Source organism: Sphingomonas sp. KRR8, assembly GCF_023559245.1.
Lineage (GTDB): Bacteria > Pseudomonadota > Alphaproteobacteria > Sphingomonadales > Sphingomonadaceae > Sphingomicrobium.
The window spans coordinates 1,551,431-1,569,721 of sequence record NZ_CP097462.1 but is presented as its reverse complement, the minus strand read 5'-3'; the positions used below and the strand labels follow the sequence as shown (position 1 = coordinate 1,569,721).

General features: G+C 65.7%; 19 protein-coding genes. 9 read left to right on the top strand and 10 right to left on the bottom strand.

Annotation, left to right across the window (positions count from 1 at the left end; translation table 11 throughout):
- Positions 1-149: 149 nt before the first annotated feature.
- From M8312_RS07905 to M8312_RS07875, 7 genes are all read left to right on the top strand, one after another.
- Positions 150-1,073: a bifunctional riboflavin kinase/FAD synthetase gene (locus M8312_RS07905; RefSeq protein WP_250117177.1), complete on the top strand. Its 924-nt coding sequence runs from the start codon at positions 150-152 to the stop codon at positions 1,071-1,073.
- Positions 1,070-2,164 (top strand): glycerophosphodiester phosphodiesterase family protein, encoded by a 1,095-nt coding sequence (locus tag M8312_RS07900; RefSeq protein ID WP_250117176.1) that lies wholly within the window; start codon positions 1,070-1,072, stop codon positions 2,162-2,164. Before M8312_RS07905 ends, M8312_RS07900 begins: the two co-directional genes overlap by 4 nt.
- 44 nt (positions 2,165-2,208) lie before the next feature.
- The gene (gene ileS, locus M8312_RS07895) at positions 2,209-5,100 is read left to right on the top strand and encodes an isoleucine--tRNA ligase (RefSeq protein ID WP_250117175.1); all 2,892 of its coding nucleotides are present in this window, start codon (positions 2,209-2,211) and stop codon (positions 5,098-5,100) included.
- A 38-nt stretch (positions 5,101-5,138) separates the two neighbouring features.
- Positions 5,139-5,618 carry a signal peptidase II gene (gene lspA, locus M8312_RS07890; protein WP_250119737.1) on the top strand — a complete coding sequence of 160 codons (480 nt, stop codon included), beginning with the start codon at positions 5,139-5,141 and terminating at the stop codon, positions 5,616-5,618.
- Positions 5,611-6,024 carry a DUF3035 domain-containing protein gene (locus M8312_RS07885; protein WP_250117174.1) on the top strand — a complete coding sequence of 138 codons (414 nt, stop codon included), beginning with the start codon at positions 5,611-5,613 and terminating at the stop codon, positions 6,022-6,024. The genes lspA and M8312_RS07885 overlap by 8 nt, the downstream gene beginning before the upstream one ends.
- Before the next feature lie 29 nt (positions 6,025-6,053).
- Positions 6,054-6,602 carry a winged helix-turn-helix domain-containing protein gene (locus tag M8312_RS07880; protein ID WP_250117173.1) on the top strand — a complete coding sequence of 183 codons (549 nt, stop codon included), beginning with the start codon at positions 6,054-6,056 and terminating at the stop codon, positions 6,600-6,602.
- A 124-nt stretch (positions 6,603-6,726) separates the two neighbouring features.
- Positions 6,727-7,065 (top strand): hypothetical protein, encoded by a 339-nt coding sequence (locus M8312_RS07875; protein WP_250117172.1) that lies wholly within the window; start codon positions 6,727-6,729, stop codon positions 7,063-7,065.
- Here M8312_RS07875 and sseA read toward each other — a convergent pair.
- The 9 genes from sseA to M8312_RS07830 all read right to left on the bottom strand — a co-directional run bounded on the left by sseA (position 7,062) and on the right by M8312_RS07830 (position 16,349).
- Positions 7,062-7,901, bottom strand: a complete 840-nt coding sequence (gene sseA, locus M8312_RS07870) for a 3-mercaptopyruvate sulfurtransferase (protein ID WP_349773276.1) — start codon at positions 7,899-7,901, stop codon at positions 7,062-7,064. The two genes, M8312_RS07875 and sseA, sit on opposite strands and share 4 nt — an antisense overlap.
- On the bottom strand, positions 7,898-8,347 hold the full coding sequence (gene queF, locus M8312_RS07865) for a preQ(1) synthase (protein WP_250117171.1): 450 nt from the start codon (positions 8,345-8,347) through the stop codon (positions 7,898-7,900). Before queF ends, sseA begins: the two co-directional genes overlap by 4 nt.
- Positions 8,344-10,365 carry an OPT family oligopeptide transporter gene (locus M8312_RS07860; protein ID WP_250119735.1) on the bottom strand — a complete coding sequence of 674 codons (2,022 nt, stop codon included), beginning with the start codon at positions 10,363-10,365 and terminating at the stop codon, positions 8,344-8,346. Before M8312_RS07860 ends, queF begins: the two co-directional genes overlap by 4 nt.
- 14 nt (positions 10,366-10,379) lie before the next feature.
- The gene (locus M8312_RS07855; protein WP_250117170.1) at positions 10,380-11,585 is read right to left on the bottom strand and encodes a M20 metallopeptidase family protein; all 1,206 of its coding nucleotides are present in this window, start codon (positions 11,583-11,585) and stop codon (positions 10,380-10,382) included.
- Positions 11,582-12,235: a hypothetical protein gene (locus M8312_RS07850; RefSeq protein ID WP_250117169.1), complete on the bottom strand. Its 654-nt coding sequence runs from the start codon at positions 12,233-12,235 to the stop codon at positions 11,582-11,584. The genes M8312_RS07855 and M8312_RS07850 overlap by 4 nt, the downstream gene beginning before the upstream one ends.
- Before the next feature lie 41 nt (positions 12,236-12,276).
- Positions 12,277-13,515 (bottom strand): serine palmitoyltransferase, encoded by a 1,239-nt coding sequence (spt, locus tag M8312_RS07845; protein ID WP_250119734.1) that lies wholly within the window; start codon positions 13,513-13,515, stop codon positions 12,277-12,279.
- Between the two features lie 17 nt (positions 13,516-13,532).
- On the bottom strand, positions 13,533-13,787 hold the full coding sequence (locus tag M8312_RS07840; RefSeq protein ID WP_250117168.1) for an acyl carrier protein: 255 nt from the start codon (positions 13,785-13,787) through the stop codon (positions 13,533-13,535).
- A 79-nt stretch (positions 13,788-13,866) separates the two neighbouring features.
- A complete protein-coding gene (locus M8312_RS07835; RefSeq protein ID WP_250117167.1) occupies positions 13,867-14,940 on the bottom strand; it encodes an aspartyl protease family protein in 1,074 nt (357 codons plus the stop codon).
- A 71-nt stretch (positions 14,941-15,011) separates the two neighbouring features.
- Complete coding sequence (locus tag M8312_RS07830) at positions 15,012-16,349, bottom strand: Nramp family divalent metal transporter (RefSeq protein WP_250117166.1); 1,338 nt, start codon at positions 16,347-16,349, stop codon at positions 15,012-15,014.
- Positions 16,350-16,494: 145 nt separating this feature from the next.
- Between M8312_RS07830 and M8312_RS07825 the strand changes: the two genes are divergently transcribed.
- Together M8312_RS07825 and M8312_RS07820 are read left to right on the top strand one after the other, a co-directional pair.
- Positions 16,495-17,040 carry a D-Ala-D-Ala carboxypeptidase family metallohydrolase gene (locus M8312_RS07825; protein ID WP_250117165.1) on the top strand — a complete coding sequence of 182 codons (546 nt, stop codon included), beginning with the start codon at positions 16,495-16,497 and terminating at the stop codon, positions 17,038-17,040.
- Entirely contained in the window at positions 17,030-17,398 is a 369-nt protein-coding gene (locus M8312_RS07820; RefSeq protein WP_250117164.1) for a hypothetical protein, read from the top strand. The genes M8312_RS07825 and M8312_RS07820 overlap by 11 nt, the downstream gene beginning before the upstream one ends.
- 9 nt (positions 17,399-17,407) lie before the next feature.
- Here M8312_RS07820 and M8312_RS07815 read toward each other — a convergent pair whose 3' ends face one another.
- On the bottom strand, positions 17,408-18,280 hold the full coding sequence (locus M8312_RS07815) for an alpha/beta hydrolase (RefSeq protein WP_250117163.1): 873 nt from the start codon (positions 18,278-18,280) through the stop codon (positions 17,408-17,410).
- Positions 18,281-18,291 lie beyond the last annotated feature (11 nt).

Here is an 18,291-nt window from a genome sequence, read left to right as displayed (position 1 = left end):
CCGGATCCTCGCGCTAACGCGAAAACGGCGCGCGCACGAATGCGCCGCCGGACACCGGGGTAACGGGATGAAGGCCAAATAGGATTCGCACCGGCCAGAGTCAACAAAGACGTGACTTTGCGACTTGCGGTTGATTACAGCGCCACTCGATGGAGCGCCTTTCCCTAAGCGCCGGCCTGCCCGATCGGTTCCGGGGCAGCGTCGTCGCTCTCGGCAATTTCGATGGCTTTCACCTCGGCCACCAAGCGGTCGTCGGGCGGGCGGTAGCCCGTGCCGCGCACGAGGGCCGACCGGCGCTGGTCGCCACCTTCGATCCCCACCCGGTTCGCTTCTTCAAGCCCGACCTCCCGCCGTTCCGCCTGACCAGCCTCGATCAGCGGGAGCGTCTGTTCGGCCAGGCCGGCGCGGACGCCACCCTGGTGTTCAACTTTGACGCCGATCTGGCTGCCACTAGCGCGGGGGAGTTCGTCCACCTGCTCGCGGAGGAGATCGGCGCCGCAGCCGTGGTCACCGGCGAGGACTTCACCTTTGGCGCCAGGCGCGGCGGCAATGTCCATGTACTGCGAGAGCTTGGGCAGGCTTGCGGCATGATCGCCGAGACCGTTGCCGCCGTGGTCAGCGAGGGCGAGCCGGTCTCCTCCAGCCGGATTCGCGACGCCCTTGCCGCAGGGGACCCTGGCACCGCCACGCATCTGCTCACGCGTCCATTCGCCATTCAGGGCACTGTGCAGCACGGGGACAAGCGTGGGCGTGAACTCGGTTATCCGACGGCCAACCTGGTGCTCGGCGATTACCAGCGCCCCGCCTACGGTATCTACGCGGTGCGGGTGACCCTCCCCGACGGCCGGGAGCAGGCCGGCGTGGCCAACGTGGGTATCCGGCCGACCTTCGAACCGCCAACTGAATTGCTCGAGGCCTTTCTGTTCGACTTCAGCGGCGATCTCTATGGGCACACCGTCGAGGTGGCGCTTCACCACTTCATCCGCCCCGAGCGGAAGTTCAGCGACATGGATTCGCTGGCCGAACAGATGCGCGCCGACGAGGCTGAAGCACGCCGATTGCTGCTTCCTTGAGCGGAGACGAGGGCGAACCCGGCGCTCAGCCGAACTCGCGCCTGTCCGTCTGGACCTGGCGAATTCTCACGGGACTTGCCGTCCTGCTGTTCGGGCTGACGCTGTTCAACGCCAGCTGGCTGGCGCCCACCCCGCGCGGCACCCTCCGGCTCATCGCCAGCCGCGGCGTGAGCCAGCTGTTCGATCATGCGGGCGTGACCGAAGACAGCTGCACCGCAACTCGCATTGAGCCGCCGGTTCACGACCGCATTGAGAACACGACCCGCTCGATGACCGACGCTCAGCGGCTCGGCGCGAGCATGGTGCAGGTTCAGGTCGTCTCCACCGCCGACGGCAGGCTGGCCCTCTTCCACGACTGGAACCTCGACTGCCGGACCAATGGCCACGGTCCGACCCGCGGTGCGACGCTGGCGCAGCTTCAAGGCCTTGATCCGGGCTACGGCTACACCGCCGACGGTAAGACATTCCCGCTCCGCGGCCAGCAGGGCACGCATATTCCCAGCCTGGAAGAAGGGCTCGCCGCGCTTCCCGGAACGTCCATGCTCTTCACCCTTAAGAGCCACGACCCGGCGGAGGCCGACCGGCTCGTCATGGGCCTCAAGGCCGCTCAGCGCGAGGTCGAGCAGCGCGGCGATGCGTTCACCGGCGATCCGGCGCTGCTTGCCCGCATCCACGCGGCTTTCCCCGGTGCCTGGACCTACAGCAAACAAGGCGTGAAGGCCTGCACCGTCGGATATCTCAAGACCGGCTGGTTCGGCATCGTTCCGGAGGCCTGCCGCAACGGCACCCTGATGGTTCCGGTGGACAGGGGCTGGGCCTTCGCGGGCTGGCCCAATCGCCTGCTGGCCAGGATGGCGAAGGTTGGCGGACGCGTGGTCGTGGTCGGCCCCCAGGGCTCGCCACGGCTCGGCATGGGCCTCACCCTGCCCGAACAGCTCAGCCAGGTTCCGGCCGACTTCAAGGACTTCGTCCTTGTTGACGATATCTGGACCATTGGCCCGTCCCTCCACCCCGACCGCGACTTCCGTACCCAGGCGCAGATCGACGCGGCGAATGCGGGGCTCGACCGACGCCGGGCGCGCGGCGACTAGCCCATGCTTTGCACTTCGCTCTCCGCCCGCTAGAGCCGCCCCAAATGGCCGACGCACCCACCACCACTGACTATCGCGACACCGTCTTCCTGCCCAAGACCGCCTTCCCCATGAAGGCCGGGCTGCCGCAGAAGGAGCCGCAGATTCTCGCCCGCTGGCAGGCGGAGGACCTCTACGCCCGCATTCGCGAGGCGCGCTCGGGCCGCGACAAGTTCATCCTTCACGACGGCCCGCCTTACGCCAATGGCGACATGCACATCGGACATGCGCTGAACCACATCCTCAAGGACATGGTGGTCCGCACCCAAACGCTGCTCGGCAAGGACGCGCCCTACGTGCCGGGCTGGGACTGCCACGGCCTGCCGATCGAGTGGAAGGTCGAGGAGCAGTATCGCAAGCAGAAGAAGAACAAGGACGAGGTGCCCCCGGCCGAGTTCCGCGCCGAGTGCCGCGCCTATGCCCAGACCTGGGTCGACCGCCAGCGCGAGCAGCTGAAGCGGCTCGGCATCGGCGGCAACTGGGACAAGCCCTATCTGACGATGGACCCGCAGGCCGAGGCGACGATCGTCTCCGAGCTCCTGAAGTTCGCCGCCTCGGGCCAGCTCTACCGTGGCGCCAAGCCGGTGATGTGGAGCCCGGTCGAGAAGACCGCGCTGGCCGAGGCGGAGATCGAATATGAGGACGTCACCTCGACCCAGATCGACGTGGCATTCGAGATCGTCGAGAGCCCGATCCCCGAGCTGGTTGGCGCCCATGCGGTGATCTGGACGACCACCCCGTGGACGATCCCGGTGAACCAGGCGATCGCGTATGGCGAGAATGTTGAGTACCAATTGGTCACTGAGCCAGGTGGTCGTAAGCTTTTGATCGCTACCGAGCTTGAGGACGGTGTCTTCATGCGGCTATCCGACCCTCACGACGAATATCGATGGGGCGGCACTTGGCGAGGCAAAGGCTCCGACCTCGCCGGCACCATCGCCCGTCACCCGATGCACCACCTCGGCGGCTTCTTCGCCACCCCGCGACCGCTGATCCCCGGCCACCACGTCACCACCGACGCCGGCACCGGCCTCGTCCACATGGCGCCCGACCATGGCGAAGAGGATTTCGAGGTCTGCAAGGCGCACGGCATCAACCCCGTCTTCGCGGTCGAGGGCGACGGCAAATATCGTGCCGACTGGCCGTGGCTCGGCGGGCAGGGGAGCGTCATCAACCCCAAGTTCAACGCGCCCGACGGCCCGATTTGCTCCGACCTGCGCCAAGCGGGTGCGCTGCTCAGCGCGGGCGACTTCCGCCACAGCTACCCGCATTCGTGGCGGTCCAAGGCCCGCGTGATTTATCGCTGCACCCCGCAATGGTTCGTTCCGATGGACCGGCCGCTCGACCATCTCCCCGCCATCTCCCGCGCCGAGCAGCGCTGGGAAGGCGAGGGCGGCAATGCGGCGATCGACGACCAGCCGGCGGCCGGCTCGCCAAGCTTGCGCGAGCTGGCGCTCCAGGCCATCGCCGACACGCGTTTCTATCCCGAGAAAGGTCGCAACCGGATCGGCTCGATGGTCGCCGACCGCCCCGATTGGGTGCTCAGCCGCCAGCGCGCCTGGGGTGTGCCGATCACGCTGTTCGTCGACCGCAAGTCCGGTCAGTACCTCGTCGACGCGGACGTCAACGCCCGCATCGTTGCCGCCGTCGCTGAAGGCGGCGTGGACGCCTGGACCGCCGAGGGCGCCGTTCAGCACTTCCTCGGCGAGGGCCGCAACCCCGACGATTTCGAGCAGGTCACCGACATTCTCGACGTGTGGTTCGACAGCGGCTGCACCCACGTCTTCACGCTCGAAAGCGGCCGCTGGCCCGAGCTTCGCTGGCCGGCGGACCTCTATCTCGAAGGCTCCGATCAGCATCGCGGCTGGTTCCAGTCCTCCTTGCTGGAAAGCTGCGGCACCCGCGGCCGCGCGCCCTATGACGCGGTTCTGACCCACGGCTTCACCATGGACCCCAAGGGCATGAAGATGTCCAAGAGCCTGGGGAACACCGTGGATCCCATCAGGGTCATGGAGACCAACGGGGCCGACATCATCCGACTGTGGGCGCTGTCGGTCGACTTCACCGAAGACCATCGCATCGGCGACGAGATCCTCAAGGGCGTTGCCGACCAGTATCGCAAGCTACGCAACACCTTCCGCTACCTGCTCGGCGCGCTGGAGGGGTTCGGCGAGGAGGAGCGGGTCACGGACGTCGCGGAGATGCCCGAACTGGAGCGCTACATGCTGGCGCTCCTGTCGCAGCTCGACGCCGAGCTGAAGCGGGCGGTCACCGATTACGACTTCAACACCTACACTCGCGCGCTCACGGACTTCTGCAACAACGACCTCAGTGCCTTTTTCTTCGATATCCGCAAGGACAGCCTCTACTGCGACGCGGCGGACGACCCGAAGCGGCGGGCCTATCGAACGGTGCTCGACACGCTGTTCCACGCGCTGGTCCGCTACGCCGCGCCGGTGCTGGTGTTCACCGCCGAGGAAGTGTGGGGCACGCGATATCCCCACGGCGGAAGCGTCCACCTGCTCGAATGGCCCGAAATCGGCGATTGGCAGGACAATCGCCTCACCGAAATCTGGACGGGCTACCGGTCGCTGCGCGAACTGGTCACCGCCGAGATCGAGCCGATGCGCCGCGAGAAGACGGTCGGATCGAGCCTCGAGGTGCGGGTGGCGCTCGGCTTCCCCGACGACTCCGACCGGCCGATGCTCTCGGCCGAGGAACTGGCCGAGCTGTTCATCGCCTCGGAAGTCGTGCTCGACACCGGCCATGTGGTGAGCGGCCCGGCGGTGGTCGTGCAGCGCGTCACCTACGACAAATGTAATCGCTGCTGGCGGCTCCTGCCGGAGGTCGAAGCCAATGCCGGGCTTTGCGATCGCTGTAAGGGAGTGGTCGCGTGAGTAGTGCCATTCTACGCGTGCGCCCCACCTTCGGCCTTATGGTGGCGGCTCTCATCTTTCTCTCCGACCAGGTCAGCAAGTGGCTCGTCGCCGGGCCCCTGAAGATGCGCGGGGAGGGCGACCGGCTCGATCTGCTGCCCTTCTTCGACCTGCTGCGGGTGCACAATCATGGCATTTCGCTGGGCCTGCTGACGGCCTCCAACGACACGCATCGTTGGCTGCTGGTGGCGTTCACCGCGGGCATCGCCCTGCTCGTCGCCGTGTGGCTGTTCCGCGAACCGAAGCGGGGCGACCAGCTGGCGCTCGGCATGGTATTGGGCGGGGCACTGGGGAACATCGTCGACCGGTCCCGCTTCGGCTATGTGCTCGATTTCGCCGATTTTCATATCGGTGCGTGGCGTCCGTTTCTGGTCTTCAATGTCGCGGACGCAGCGATTAGTATCGGCGTCGTGATCCTGATATTGCGGGCGCTGCTGGTAAAGGACCAGCCGCCCAGGGAGAAAGTTCAAAATGCGTAAGTCGACCCTCATCCTGGGTGTGGCCGCCAGCGCGGTTCTGCTGTCGGGTTGTCACAGCTTCGGTGGTTCGAAGGCCAAGCGCCTCGATGAGTTTGCGGTTGCCCGCAATGCGCCGCTGGTGATCCCGCCCGATTATACCCTGACTCCGCCCGCGCCGGGCACTGCCTCCCTGAGCGCCTCGGACGCGCAGCAGCAGGCGATCCAGGCCCTGTTCGGGGGCGCTGCGCCTCGCTCGGCGAGCGAGACCAGTCTGCTGGAAAAGGCTGGTGGTGACCGGGTCGCGCTTGGCATTCGCAGCAATGTCGGCGACAACGACACGCAAGTGGTCGACAAGGGCGAGACCACGCGTACCCTCCTGTCTGCGCCGGCAACGGACAGCCAGGTGGCAATCGCCTCGGTTCCTTAAGGCAATATTGGGAAAATAGCGGGGGACGCATGGCGGACGACAACCTCTCCGGCCGACTGGTCGAAATCGAAGCAATGCTCGACCGATCGCGGCGGCGCTTCGAAGAAGGCGCCAAGCTGGTGGAGGAGGCGCACAAATCGATCGCCGAGCTTCAGCAGCAGCTGCTCGGCGCGCCGCAGAGCATGCAGGACGATAGCGATGAGATGGCATCGCGCCTGTTGTCGACCATTCGGGCTAGCGGCGGCGAGATGCCGGCCACGCTGTGCGGCGGTCGCCTTGCGGTTGATCAGGTCCAGCGCCTTATTCGCATCGACGGCCACCCGATCGCCATTACCGAGATGGAATATCGCGTCCTTGAACTGCTGGCCTTCGCCCGCAACAACGTCGTGACGCGGACCATGCTCTTGAAGCATCTCTACCGCCGCGCTGACGACCAGCCGCAGCCGAAGATCATCGACGTCTTCATTTCCAAGCTGCGCAAGAAGCTGCGCATGGCGTCAGGCGGGGCTGAGTTCATCGAGACCATTCCTCAGCGCGGCTGGATCCTCCGCGACATCCAGAACGCCGACGCGGCCTGAGCTCTGGTTCCTCCTACTGCGGTGCGGGGAAGGGCAGGGCTAGGCTGGCGGGCGGCGCCGGAAGCAGCTCGAGGTTGACCACGACTTTCACCGTTCATTTACCATTGGCGCCCATCCCGAAAGGATGGCCCGCCCTCTCCCACGCCCCGAGTCGTCACCGTCGAACGAGGGCGCCCACGCGGCGGCCCACCTCGCCAGCATCCGGCAGGCGCTACGCACCGCCGACATGATCGCCGGGAAGAGTGCGGCACAAGTGGCTGAGCCCATCGATATTCTCCAGGTCTGGCCAGAGCTTCCGCCACTCCACCGCGACGCGTTCGCCCGCCGCTCGCAGCGGGTCGCCGACCGTGCACTCGGCGGGCTCGAGCTGCTGCTGAACGCCCCAAATCCGCACGCCGCCGAGCGGCTGTCGCACGACCTGCGCGCCGGTCTCGCCGAGGTGGAGGCTCTGTTCCGCCGTTAGTCGGCGGGACCAGTCACCTTCGGCGTCGCCGGGTCCGAGCCCCACTCGCTCCAGCTTCCGTCGTACAACCTCGTCTCATCATTGCCGAGCAGGTGCGCGGCAACGATCAGGGTATTAGCCGTCAGGCCCGATCCGCAGCTCGCCACGAAGGGCCTGGTGGGATCGACCTTGGCATGGGCGAAGGCAGCTCTCAGCTCATCTGGGGAGCGGAAGGTCCCGTCATCCCGGTACATGGCAGAGTAGGGGAGGTTGCGTGCCCCCGGCATGTGGCCCGGCGCGATCCCCGGCCGCGGGTCATTCTCTTCTCCGCTGAAGCGCTTGGCCCCACGTGCGTCCACGACCTGTACGCCGGACCCGCGGAGTAGCTCATCCTTGTGAATCACCTGGGCCGGCTGCGCGACCGCGTCGAACCGGGCGTCGCGATAGCCGGGTGTCCCTGCCTCGACTGGCCGTCCCTCGACGACCCACTTACCAAGTCCGCCGTCCAAGATGGCCACCTGACTGGCGCCGAAGTGGCGAAGCATGAACCAGGCGCGGGCCGAAGTCCGCAGTGCACTGTCGTCATACACAACGATCCGGTCGCCGTTGCTGACGCCCAGATCCGTCATTGCGGCGCCGAACAGCTCAGCCGAAGGCAGCATGTGCGGAAAGCCCGCATCGTGATCGCTGATGGCTTCGATATCAAAAAAGCGCGCCCCCGGGATATGCCGGGCCTCAAACTCCTGGCGTGCCGACCGGTTGGTCGCAGGCATGTGCCAGCTCGCGTCCAGCACCATCAGGTCGGGTGCGCCCAATTGCTCGGCGAGCCACTCGGTTGAAACAAGAGTTTGCATCATCCTCTCCCGCGATAGCTGGCTACCCCCTGGTCCGGTACCCACAGCCCCTCGGGCGGGTTCGCGGTCTGCCAGAAGACATCAATTGGTATGCCGCCACGCGGATACCAGTAGCCACCGATCCGCAGCCAGCGTGGATGCATCTCTTCCGCGAGGCGCTGACCGATCCCGACCGTTACATCCTCATGAAAACCGCAGTGATTGCGGAAGGATCCGAGGAATAGCTTGAGGCTTTTCGACTCCACGATTGTCTCGCCGGGCGCATAGTCGATCACCAGATGCGCGAAGTCCGGCTGACCCGTGACCGGGCACAATGAGGTGAATTCCGGCGCAGCGAACCTCACCAGGTACAGCGATCCGGCCCTGGGATTCGGGACATAGTCGAGCACCGCCTCCTCTGGAGATGAGGGCAGGGGGGTGGCCTGGCCGAGGAAGCGCGGTCCGCTCACCGGAAGTTTTCCGGCGGGGGCGCGGCGCCCACCGGATCGGTACCGGGCGCCACGGCTGAAGACCGCCGCGTCAGCGCGTACAGCGCACCAATCGCCAGTGCGAAAACGACCGCGGCGACTGGCATGGCGAGCGGATAAGTATCGACCACCGCGAGCACGTCGGCACTATTCGGCGATCCGGCCTTTTCAGCCGCGGCAACGAGGCCCGCATAGACGACCCCCATCAGGCTCTCACCAACAATGAGTCCGGTGGCCATCAGGGTGCCCATGCGTTCGGCGAAGGCCGGGTTGGCCGTACCCCGGGCCCAACGGTCATAGCTCCAGCCGAGCAATGCGCCGACAGGGATCAGCAGGTCCACCTCCATCGGCAGGTACATGCCCATGCCGACCGCCAGCGGGGGAAGGGAGAAGCGTCCCGCCGAACCGCGCTTCAGCAACTCGTCGACCAGCACGACAACCGCGCCGATGCCTACCCCGATCTCGATCATCTGCCAGTCGAGTGTGCCGCCGAGCACACCTTTGGTGATGCCGCTGATGAGCAAGGCCTGCGGTGCAGCGAGTGCGTTTGGCCCGGCGCCTGGAGCGCCCTGGAAGCCGAATGCGCTGTTGAGGAGGTTCAGGATCGGCGGAATGACCAGCGCACCGAAGATGACGCCGATCACCAGCGCCAGCTGCTGCCGCCATGGGGTCGCACCGACGAGCTGGCCCGTCTTCAGATCCTGGAGATTATCGTTGGCAATGGTAGCTACGCCGAAGATCACGCCGGTGACCAGCAGGCCAAATGCCACCAGGCTTTTGGTCGCTTCCGGCGGCGCACCGCGGAACAGTGCGGCCAGGATCAGCGAGATGCCGAGGGCAGTCAGGATCCCAACGCCCGACACCGGGCTGTTGGACGCGCCGATCAGCCCCGCCATGTAACCGGTAATGGATGCGATGATCAGGCCAGCAATCAGAATATAAGCGACCGACACCAGCACCAGCGTACCAGCGTGGGCGGCAAGCGCACCGCTGGCGGCGAAGCTCCACAGCAAAAGGCCGATCGGCAGCATGGATAGCAGGATGGCGCCGCCGACGATCGTGATAGGCAAGTCGCGTTCCGTCAGTTCCAGCGTTTCGCCACCGCTGCGCGCGCGATTGGCGGCGAGGGCCTGGCGAATGCCGCCGATCACCGGGCCGATGACCTTGAGCAGGGTCCAGAGGGCCGCGACCAACATGGTGCCCGCGCCAATGTATCGGACCTTGGTGCGGAACACCGTCCCGACCAGCGCCTCCACGTCGGTCCCGGCGGGTACCCCCGCCTGTGACGTGAGCCAGGGGATCAGCCCGACCCAGCTGATCAGGATGCCGACCAGCATGGCGATGCCGACAGCCATGCCGACCAGGTGCCCGACGCCGATCAGGGCCATCGACAGGCTGGTCGCCGCTCCGCTTGCGCCCGCGCCGACCCGGAAGGTGCGGGCGACCGTGTCGGTGAGCAGCTTGGTCTTGGCAAGCGTGAAGAAGCCCGCTGACACCAGCGACGCCCAGATGATGGCGAGCAGACCGCGGCGGTTTTCTTCGTGGCCGCCAACGCCGGCGCCGACCTTGAGCACCTCGGCCGCAGCTACGCCTTCCGGGTAGGGCAGATCGCTGCCCGTCACCAGGGCGCGACGCAGCGGCACCGAGTACATGACCCCGAGTATGCCACCGAGCCCGATGACCCCGACACTCAACCAGTAAGGAAAATCGGTCCACCAGCCCACCATGATCAAACCGGGCAGGACGAAGATGATCGCGCTCAGCGTGCCGGCCGACGAAGCGATCGTCTGGACGATGTTGTTCTCCTGGATCGTGCTGTCGCTGAACAGCTTGAGTACCGCCATGGAGATCACCGCGGCAGGAATCGATGTGGCGAAAGTGATTCCGAGCTTCAGCCCGAGATAAACGTTGGCGGCGGTGAACAGCACGGTCAGCACCGCGCCGAGCAGAATGCCGCGCAGGGTCAGTTCGGTGTGGCTCGCAGGGACAGTCGCGGGAATGGTCGCCAACGGCCTTACTCCCACCCACTCGCCAGGAAGCGAGTCGCAAAGGCGCAGTGCAGCGCTACTCCGCGAGCCAGCCAATCCTCATGGATCGTCATCTTGCCGTTGTGCAGCGGCGCACGCGGCGCCGGGTCCTCGCCCGGCGGAGCCACGCCCAGGAAGGCCATCGCCCCTGGTACCTTCTGCAGCACATAGGCAAAGTCCTCGCCGCCCATGATCGGAGTCGGCATCTCGGCATACTGAGCGGCGCCGAACAGGTCGGCAGCCACCTCACTGATCAATCGTGCTGCGCGCGGATCGTTGACGCAGGCCGGATAGCCGGTGTCGATCCTGACCTCGGCCGTGCACTCGTGCGCTGCCGCGACCTGGGTCACGATCCGCTCGAATGCCGTCTTCCCGGCGTCGCGCCGCTCGTCCGACAGCGTACGGAGCGTACCTTTGATCTCCACCGTATCGGGCACGATGTTGTAGGCGGTGCCGGCGTGGATCTGTGTCACCGACAGGATCGCGGGGTCGAAGAAGGGCGTCCGCCGGGCAATGAAGGCCTGCGCCGCACTGACTGCCTCGCACGCGACCGGAATCGGATCGATCGCGTCATAGGGCATGGCGGCATGCCCACCGCGTCCGCGGATGGTGGCGTTCAGCGCATCGGTGGAGGCGAGTAGCGCGCCCGGCCGGGTGGTCACCACGCCGCCAGCGATATTCGGGAAAATGTGCAGCGCAAAAGCGGCGTCGGGCTTGGGATCATCCAGCAGCCCGTCCTCGATCATGAAGCGGGCACCGTGATGCCCTTCCTCGCCCGGCTGGAACATGAACACGATCGTTCCCGCGAGGCTGGCCTGCTGTGCGCACAGGATACGTGCCGCGCTTGCCAGCATCGCTGAGTGCGTGTCGTGACCGCAGGCGTGCATGTTGCCCTCGACCGTGCTGGCGAAGGGAAGGCCGGTCTCCTCGCGGATCGGCAGCGCATCCATGTCGCCGCGCAGCAGCACCGTCCGGCCTGGCTGCGCCCCGCGCAGGATTGCCATAAAGCCGCTGGTCGACCGGCTGTCCCTGATTTCAAGCGGCAGGTCGGCAATCGCCGCCTTCAGCTTCTGCGTCGTCCGGGTGCAGTGGAGCCCCAGCTCCGGGTCGGAATGGATCGCGCGCCGGAGCTGGATCATCTGGTCGAACTCGGCGGCTGCGGCCGCGCGGAAATCGGTGTTGAGCAGGGTCATGGAGTCACCTTGCGGAAGCGGATGCCGGTGTCAAAGCGGTTCATGGACAGCGTCTCACCGTCGATCATGAGCTGCTCGCCCTTGAACGCAACCTTGCCGAGATCATTGGGAACGAACCGGAAGGTCACGCGATGCCCGTGAGCCGGATCGAGCCCCACCCTCCCGGCCACCTCGCCACCGTAGATAGGCAGCTGTGGCACCAAAGTTTTGGGGTAGGGCAGGGTGCCAAGGCGCACTTGCCCGTCGCTGTCAGTCCGCAGCAGCTCGGGTTCAAGATCGGCATAGCCGAGCCACAGCTCCAGCGGCAATTGAAAGCCGAAACCCGGCGGGTCGAGCTTCACCCACAACTCACCTGCGGGCGCCGGCTCGTCCTTCAGCAGTACAAAGGCGGGAGGCACGGGCATCGGATCGCTAGTCAGCGCGATGCGATCACCACGCAGCTCCCAGCGGCCCTCGGCGACCTCATCGGCCGCGCCATAACTCAGCGCATAACGAAAGCGGCCGCCCGGCATCAATTTCAGCGCGCCGGCCATCTCCATCTGGCTGGTCCGCCACTCGCCTTCCAGCAGGTCTGCACGCAACCTTTGATCAGGCTGCGTCGCCTGCACCGGCGTCACGACCGCTGCCAAGGCGGCAATCATTAGGAGCATCAACCGATGGTGCGCTTCGCCGGCACCCTTGGCAAGGTTCGCTAGATTACCCCGACGCGCTTCCCGGCCGCTTCGAACATGCCGAGGATCTCGCCGACCTGTTCCTCGCTATGTTCCGCACAGAGGGAGCAGCGCAGCAGCGTCATTCCCTGCGGCGTCGCGGGAGGCCGCGCCAGGTTCACATAGAGGCCCTCGTGCAGCAGCGCTTCCCACATCGCCGCCCCCCGCTCGAGGTCGGGCATGATCACCGCGATGATTGCCGACTGCGGTGTGTCGGTGCCGAGATGGAAGCCAAGGCCCTTCAGTCCGCCATGGAGCCGCTTGCTGTTCTCGATCAGGTGCGCGCGCTTGTTCCCGCCATGCATGAGCTTGCGGATGGAGGTTGCCGCCGTTGCGACAACACTTGGCGGTAGGCTGGCGGTGAAGACATAGGGCCGACACACCAGCCGCAATATCTCGAACTTGGGATGGTTCGACACGCAGAAGCCACCGACGGTCCCGACGCTCTTGCTGAAAGTCCCGATGATGAAGTCGACATCGTCGATGACACCTTGGGCTTCGGCGACGCCGCGGCCGTGTTCGCCGATGAAGCCCATCGAATGCGCCTCGTCTACCAGCACCATTGCGCCATGCGCCTTGGAGACAGCGACCATCTCCTTGAGCGGGGCAACGTCGCCAAGCATCGAATAAACGCCTTCCAGCACGACCAGCTTGCCCGCCTCGGCCGGAAGCCTCTTCAGCCTTTTTTCCAGCGCTTCGACGTCATTGTGACGAAATGCGACGATCTGGGCGTTTCCGAGCCCGCAGCCGTCGTAGATTGACGCATGGCTATCGATGTCGAGGATGACGTAATCGTCCTTGCCCGCCAGCGTGGAGATGATGCCGAGATTCGCTTGGTATCCGGTCGAGAAGACCATCGCCCCGGACATGCCGTAGAAGTCGCGCAGCGCGTCCTCGCACTCGCGGTGTCCCTGGTAGGTGCCATTGAGCACCCGGCTGCCGGTCGTTCCAGCGCCGAATTCGTCCAGTGCCTTCTTGCCGGCCGCGATGACGTCCGGATCGAATGTCATGCCCATGTAATTGTAGGTGCCGAGCAGAATCGTCCGCTTGCCGTTGCAGATGGCGACGGTGGGGCTTTCCACTCGCTCCATCACGAGGTTGAACGGGTCCGTCAGCCCCGTCGACAGTAACGCTTGGCGCTGGTCGATCAGTGGCTGGAACTTGTCGAACAGGTCGGGCGCGGTGCCCCGCACACTTGGCTGCCCTGCATCGGCGGTCATCGCCAGGCCAGGATCGGTCATGCGTTCCCCGGCTGGCTAAGCTCGCCCACCGCATCAACCAGCTGGCCGACGGTCTCGATATCGGCGGCGCGGTTCATGGTGATGATGATGTCAAACTCATCCTCGACCGCTGCGACGAAATCCATGACGGTGAGGCTGTCCCACTCGAGGTCCTGGGCAAAGCGGGTGCCTTCCGAAACGGCGATCCCCTTCTTGTTGAACTCGCCAATGAGGCGCTGGATGGTGTCGAGCCGTTCGTCGCGGTCAGTCATGGCGGCGTCCTAAAGTGAGCGCTCGCCAGTGGCAACGTCGTGCGGCAGGATTGCGGCAATGGGTTTCGCAGAATGCGCCCTAATCCTGGCAGGCCTGATTACCACCCACGCCTTGGATGCGTGTCACCCGGTCGGGATTGGTGCTGATGGTGATACCTTCGCTGACGCAACGGCGGAGCTGGAAGCGCACCCTGCGCGCACGAAAATCGAGCGACACCCGACGGAACTGCTCCATCAGGTCCGTTCCCAGCAGCATGGCCGGCTGCTTCGCCAGCCCGAATAGCGCAAACGGCGGAGCGTCAACGAACGCGATCGGAACATCACGCAGCAGGATGGGACCGACCTCCAGATCGCTGATCACGGCCAGCTCGATCTTGATCGGGGTGCCGGTGACCCCGATCATGTCGATGGTGCGAAGCGTCGCCCGTTTCTTGCGGACCAGACGATCGCGAAGCGCCAGGTTGCCGATCGTCACTTCGCTACCGGTGTCGATGATGGCGTCCAGCCGCTGGTCGGCTGCGCGGACGCCAGTCATGATCAGCTGCCCGCGCCGACGCCGTGCCACCACGACAATTTCACCGGGCAGCGCCTTGATCGGCACGCGTCCGTCCTCGACCTTGATCAGGCGTTTCTCGAAATCGAGCATCAGCCTTTGCTCGACGAGGGCGTCCAGGCCGATCAAACCGGCGCTGCCGACATTTTCCTCACTGAGCGCGGGCAGTTGCAGGTCGTGAACAGTGGTTGCCCCCACCGTCAGTGAGGCGACCTTCACCCTATCGACAAGCGTGGTTCCCGTCATGCCGTGAAGTGTGGCGGGAGTACCCAACGGCAACTCCAGCTGACGGGCAAGCGAGACGCCGATGACGGAGGAGTCGGCTCCACTGTCGACAATGAAGCGATAGGGTCCACGATCGTTGATCCGGACGTCCACGCCCAGCCGAGTGTCCACCTTGCGGGCCTTGATGTCGCTTCCGCCTACCTGCAGAGAGGGATCATATTTAGCGGGCGGCAGCGGCAAGACGCTGCCCGGAACTGTCGGAACGGGCCGAGGCTTGCTGATGACTGGCGGCTCGACGTAAGCGCCACGTAGCGCCGCCGTTGCCGAACCGGCCGCCAGCCCGGCGGCGATCAAGATGAGACGCGTTGCAATCACCCGCTTCCTCCCCCTTGCCACCCACTCTAGCACGAAGGCGGGCGCGAGGGGAAAGGCGGGCCTAACGGCCGTCAGCCGCCGGTCACGAAGCTGGCGAGCAGCCGCAGGTTGAGGCCGATGATCAGAACCGCGCAGGCAGTTGCGGCCACGGTCAACAACCTGCTGTTGACCAGCGCTCCCATCTGTTTGCGGTTGCTGGTGAACTGGATCAGCGGGACGATCGCGAACGGCAGCTGCAAGCTGAGCACGACCTGGCTCAGCACCAGCAGCCGCGCGGTGCCGCTTTCGCCATAGAGGGCGGCCACCACGACCGCCGGGATGATTGCCAGCCCGCGGGTGAGCAGCCGTCGCACCCACGGCGCGAGCTTGAGGCCGAGGAAGCCCTCCATCACCACCTGACCGGCGAGCGTAGCGGTGAGCGTCGAGCTTTGGCCGGAGGCGAGCAGCGCGACCGCGAACAGGGTGCTGGCCGCTGCCGCGCCGACCGTCGGGCTAAGCAGCTTGAAAGCCTCCTGAATCTCCGCCACGCCGGTCTGGCCCGACGCATGGAAGGCCGAGGCAGCAAGGATGAGAATCCCGGCATTGACGAACAAAGCGAGCAGCAGGGCGAGACTGCTGTCGAATACGGCGAAGCGCACCGCGGCTCGCTTGCCGGGGGTACTGGTGTCGAAGGCACGGGTCTGCACCGCTGCCGAGTGAAGGTAGAGGTTGTGGGGCATCACCGTCGCCCCGATGATCCCAATGGCGATGTAGAGCATGGCGGGATCTTGGACGATCTGGGTCGTCGGAACGAAGCCGCGCAGCATTGGGCCGAGCTGCGGCTGAGAAACGGCCACTTCGTAGGCAATGCAGCCAGCGATCACGATCAGCAGCGTGATGACGAATGCCTCAAGCTGGCGGAATCCGCGCCGCTGCAAGGCAAGCAGCAACAACACGTCGAGCGCCGTCAGCACCACGCCGAGCACCAGCGGGATCCCAAACAGCAATTGAAGCGCGATGGCCGAGCCGATCACTTCAGCCAGATCACAGGCAACGATCGCGGCCTCGCACACCAGCCACAAGGCGAACGCCACCGGCTTGCTATACTGGTCGCGGCAGGCCTGGGCGAGGTCGCGACCGGTGGCAATGCCAAGCTTGGCAGTAAGCGCTTGGAGCAGCATCGCCATCAGGTTGGCAAGCAGGATGGTCCACAGCAGGGAGTAGCCATAGGCCGACCCGCCGGCGAGGTCGGTCGCCCAATTGCCTGGGTCCATGTAGCCGACGGCGACCAGGTATCCGGGACCCGCAAAGGCTCCGAATCGACGCAGCAGGCCGCTCGACCTGCCCGGCAGCGCAATCGAACGATGCGCCTCGGCGAGGCTGACGTCGTCGCCTGTTGCGGGCACCGGCTGAAGATCGCGCGGGGTCATCGCTCCTGCATAGTCGGCGACCGTCGGCAGTCCAGAGCGGCAAAAGGCCGCGTGTGGCTCGCGATCGGCTTTCAAGAGTGTTTCGATCTGGTGCAGCGCGCAATCGGGCGGAACGCTCGAGGCCAACTGACGTTATGAGCCCTTCATGCCGGTCCGGTATTCTCTTCGTGCGCGGTGTGGCTTCCTCGCACTCGCTGCCTTCACCGCGTTTCTTGGCGCGCCCGCCGGCGCGGCCCAGCGCGGAGGGGCGGAGCGGCTGATGTTGGCGGTTTCCTCGCCTTATCTGCTTGCCCCGGCGCGGATCGGGGCGCAGTTCGGGGTCGTGACCAGCGGCTACCGCAGCGTCGAGCATAACCGCCGGGTAGGTGGCGTATCGAACAGCTATCATCTCCTCGGCCGGGCCATTGACGTGCAACGGCGACCCGGCGTCAGTCACGCCATGATCGATGCCGCGCTGCGCCGGGCGGGCTTTAACCTGATCGAGTCGCTCGACGAGATTGACCACAGCCATTTCGCTTTTGGCGATGTTGCGCCGGTGCGCTACGCTCCTTCCGCACGCCCTGTGGCAGTTTCGGTAGCAATGGTGCCCGCCAAGCCGGCGGAGCCTGCGCTGCTGGCTGATGTGCATGGCGTGCTCGCGATCGACGATCGTCATGCGCAGGCGAATGGAGGAAGTGCCGGTGTCCCCTAAGTGCACCCTGGCCGCGGCAGTGCTTGTGGCGATGCTCGTCGCCACGCCTGCCGCCGCGGCTCCGACTGCGCAGGATGTGCGCTGCTTCATGCTCAGCAACCTGTTCGCTCAGAAGTCCGACAAGGAAGAAGGACGCAAGCTCGCCCAGGTCAGCGGATTCTACTTTCTCGGCAAGATACAGGGCATGAGCGACGCGGACTTGCGCCGCAACATCGCCGAGCAGCAGAAGACGATCAATCAGGCGACCGCCTCGCGAGAAATGCAGAGCTGCGCCCAGATCGTGCAGGCAAGCGGACTGCACATCCAGTCACTGGCGCCTCCCCCGCCAGCACCCCCTCCCGCCCCGAAGCGGAAGTAGAGCGGCGCCTTAGCGGGAATTGGCGCGAAGAAAGTCGATGCTGTCCGCCAGCACTGGGCTTGAGCCGCGGAACGGAACGGACAAGCCCTTCACCAGATCGACATGGCTCCTGCCCGGGTAGAGCCGAAGCTCCACGGGAGCGCCGAGACTTCGCAGTTTTTGCGCCAGCCGCTCGCTGTTGCCAGGTTTCACCACCGTATCGGCGGTACCGGCAGCAAGCAGCAGCGGCGGTGCATCGGCGCGAGCGAAATGGATCGGCTGAGTGTCGAGCGGGCGCGGCCATGCACCAAGAGCGTCGCGCCCACGCTGTTCGGTGAAGGGGTAGAAATCATAAGGCCCGGCAAGCAGTGCCGCTGCGCGCACGGTGCGGGGATCGACCCCGGCATCGCGCAGGAAATGGGGGTCGAGCGCCAGCATCGCGGCATTGTAGGCACCAGCGGAATGGCCGGATAAGGTGAGCCGGCGCGGGTCGCCGCCGAACTCCGCCGCATGGTCCCGGGCCCACCTGACCGCCAGCGCGCCATCTTCGATGAAGGTCGGAAAACGTACGGTCGGCACGAGGCGGTAGTCGGGAATGATCGCAACGAAGCCCTTGCTGGCGAAGGCACGGCCCGCGAAGGCGTAATCGCCCCGCGCGCCGCCGACCCAGCCGCCGCCGTAGAAGAACACCACGACGGGCAGGCGTGCGCCGGGCCGGCGACGGCCCTCGGGCGAATAGACGTCGAGCTTGAGCCGTGGGTCCTCGCCGAACGAAATGCCGCTCGCCACCCTGCCCGGAGCGCCGGGCGCGGTCACCCGGTCGAGGCCGCTCAGCAGCCCCGTGGGCGAGCAGGCGGTGAGGGAAGCGAGGCCAAGCGCAGCAGCAAGCAGGGGACGGATCATCCGGCAGTTAC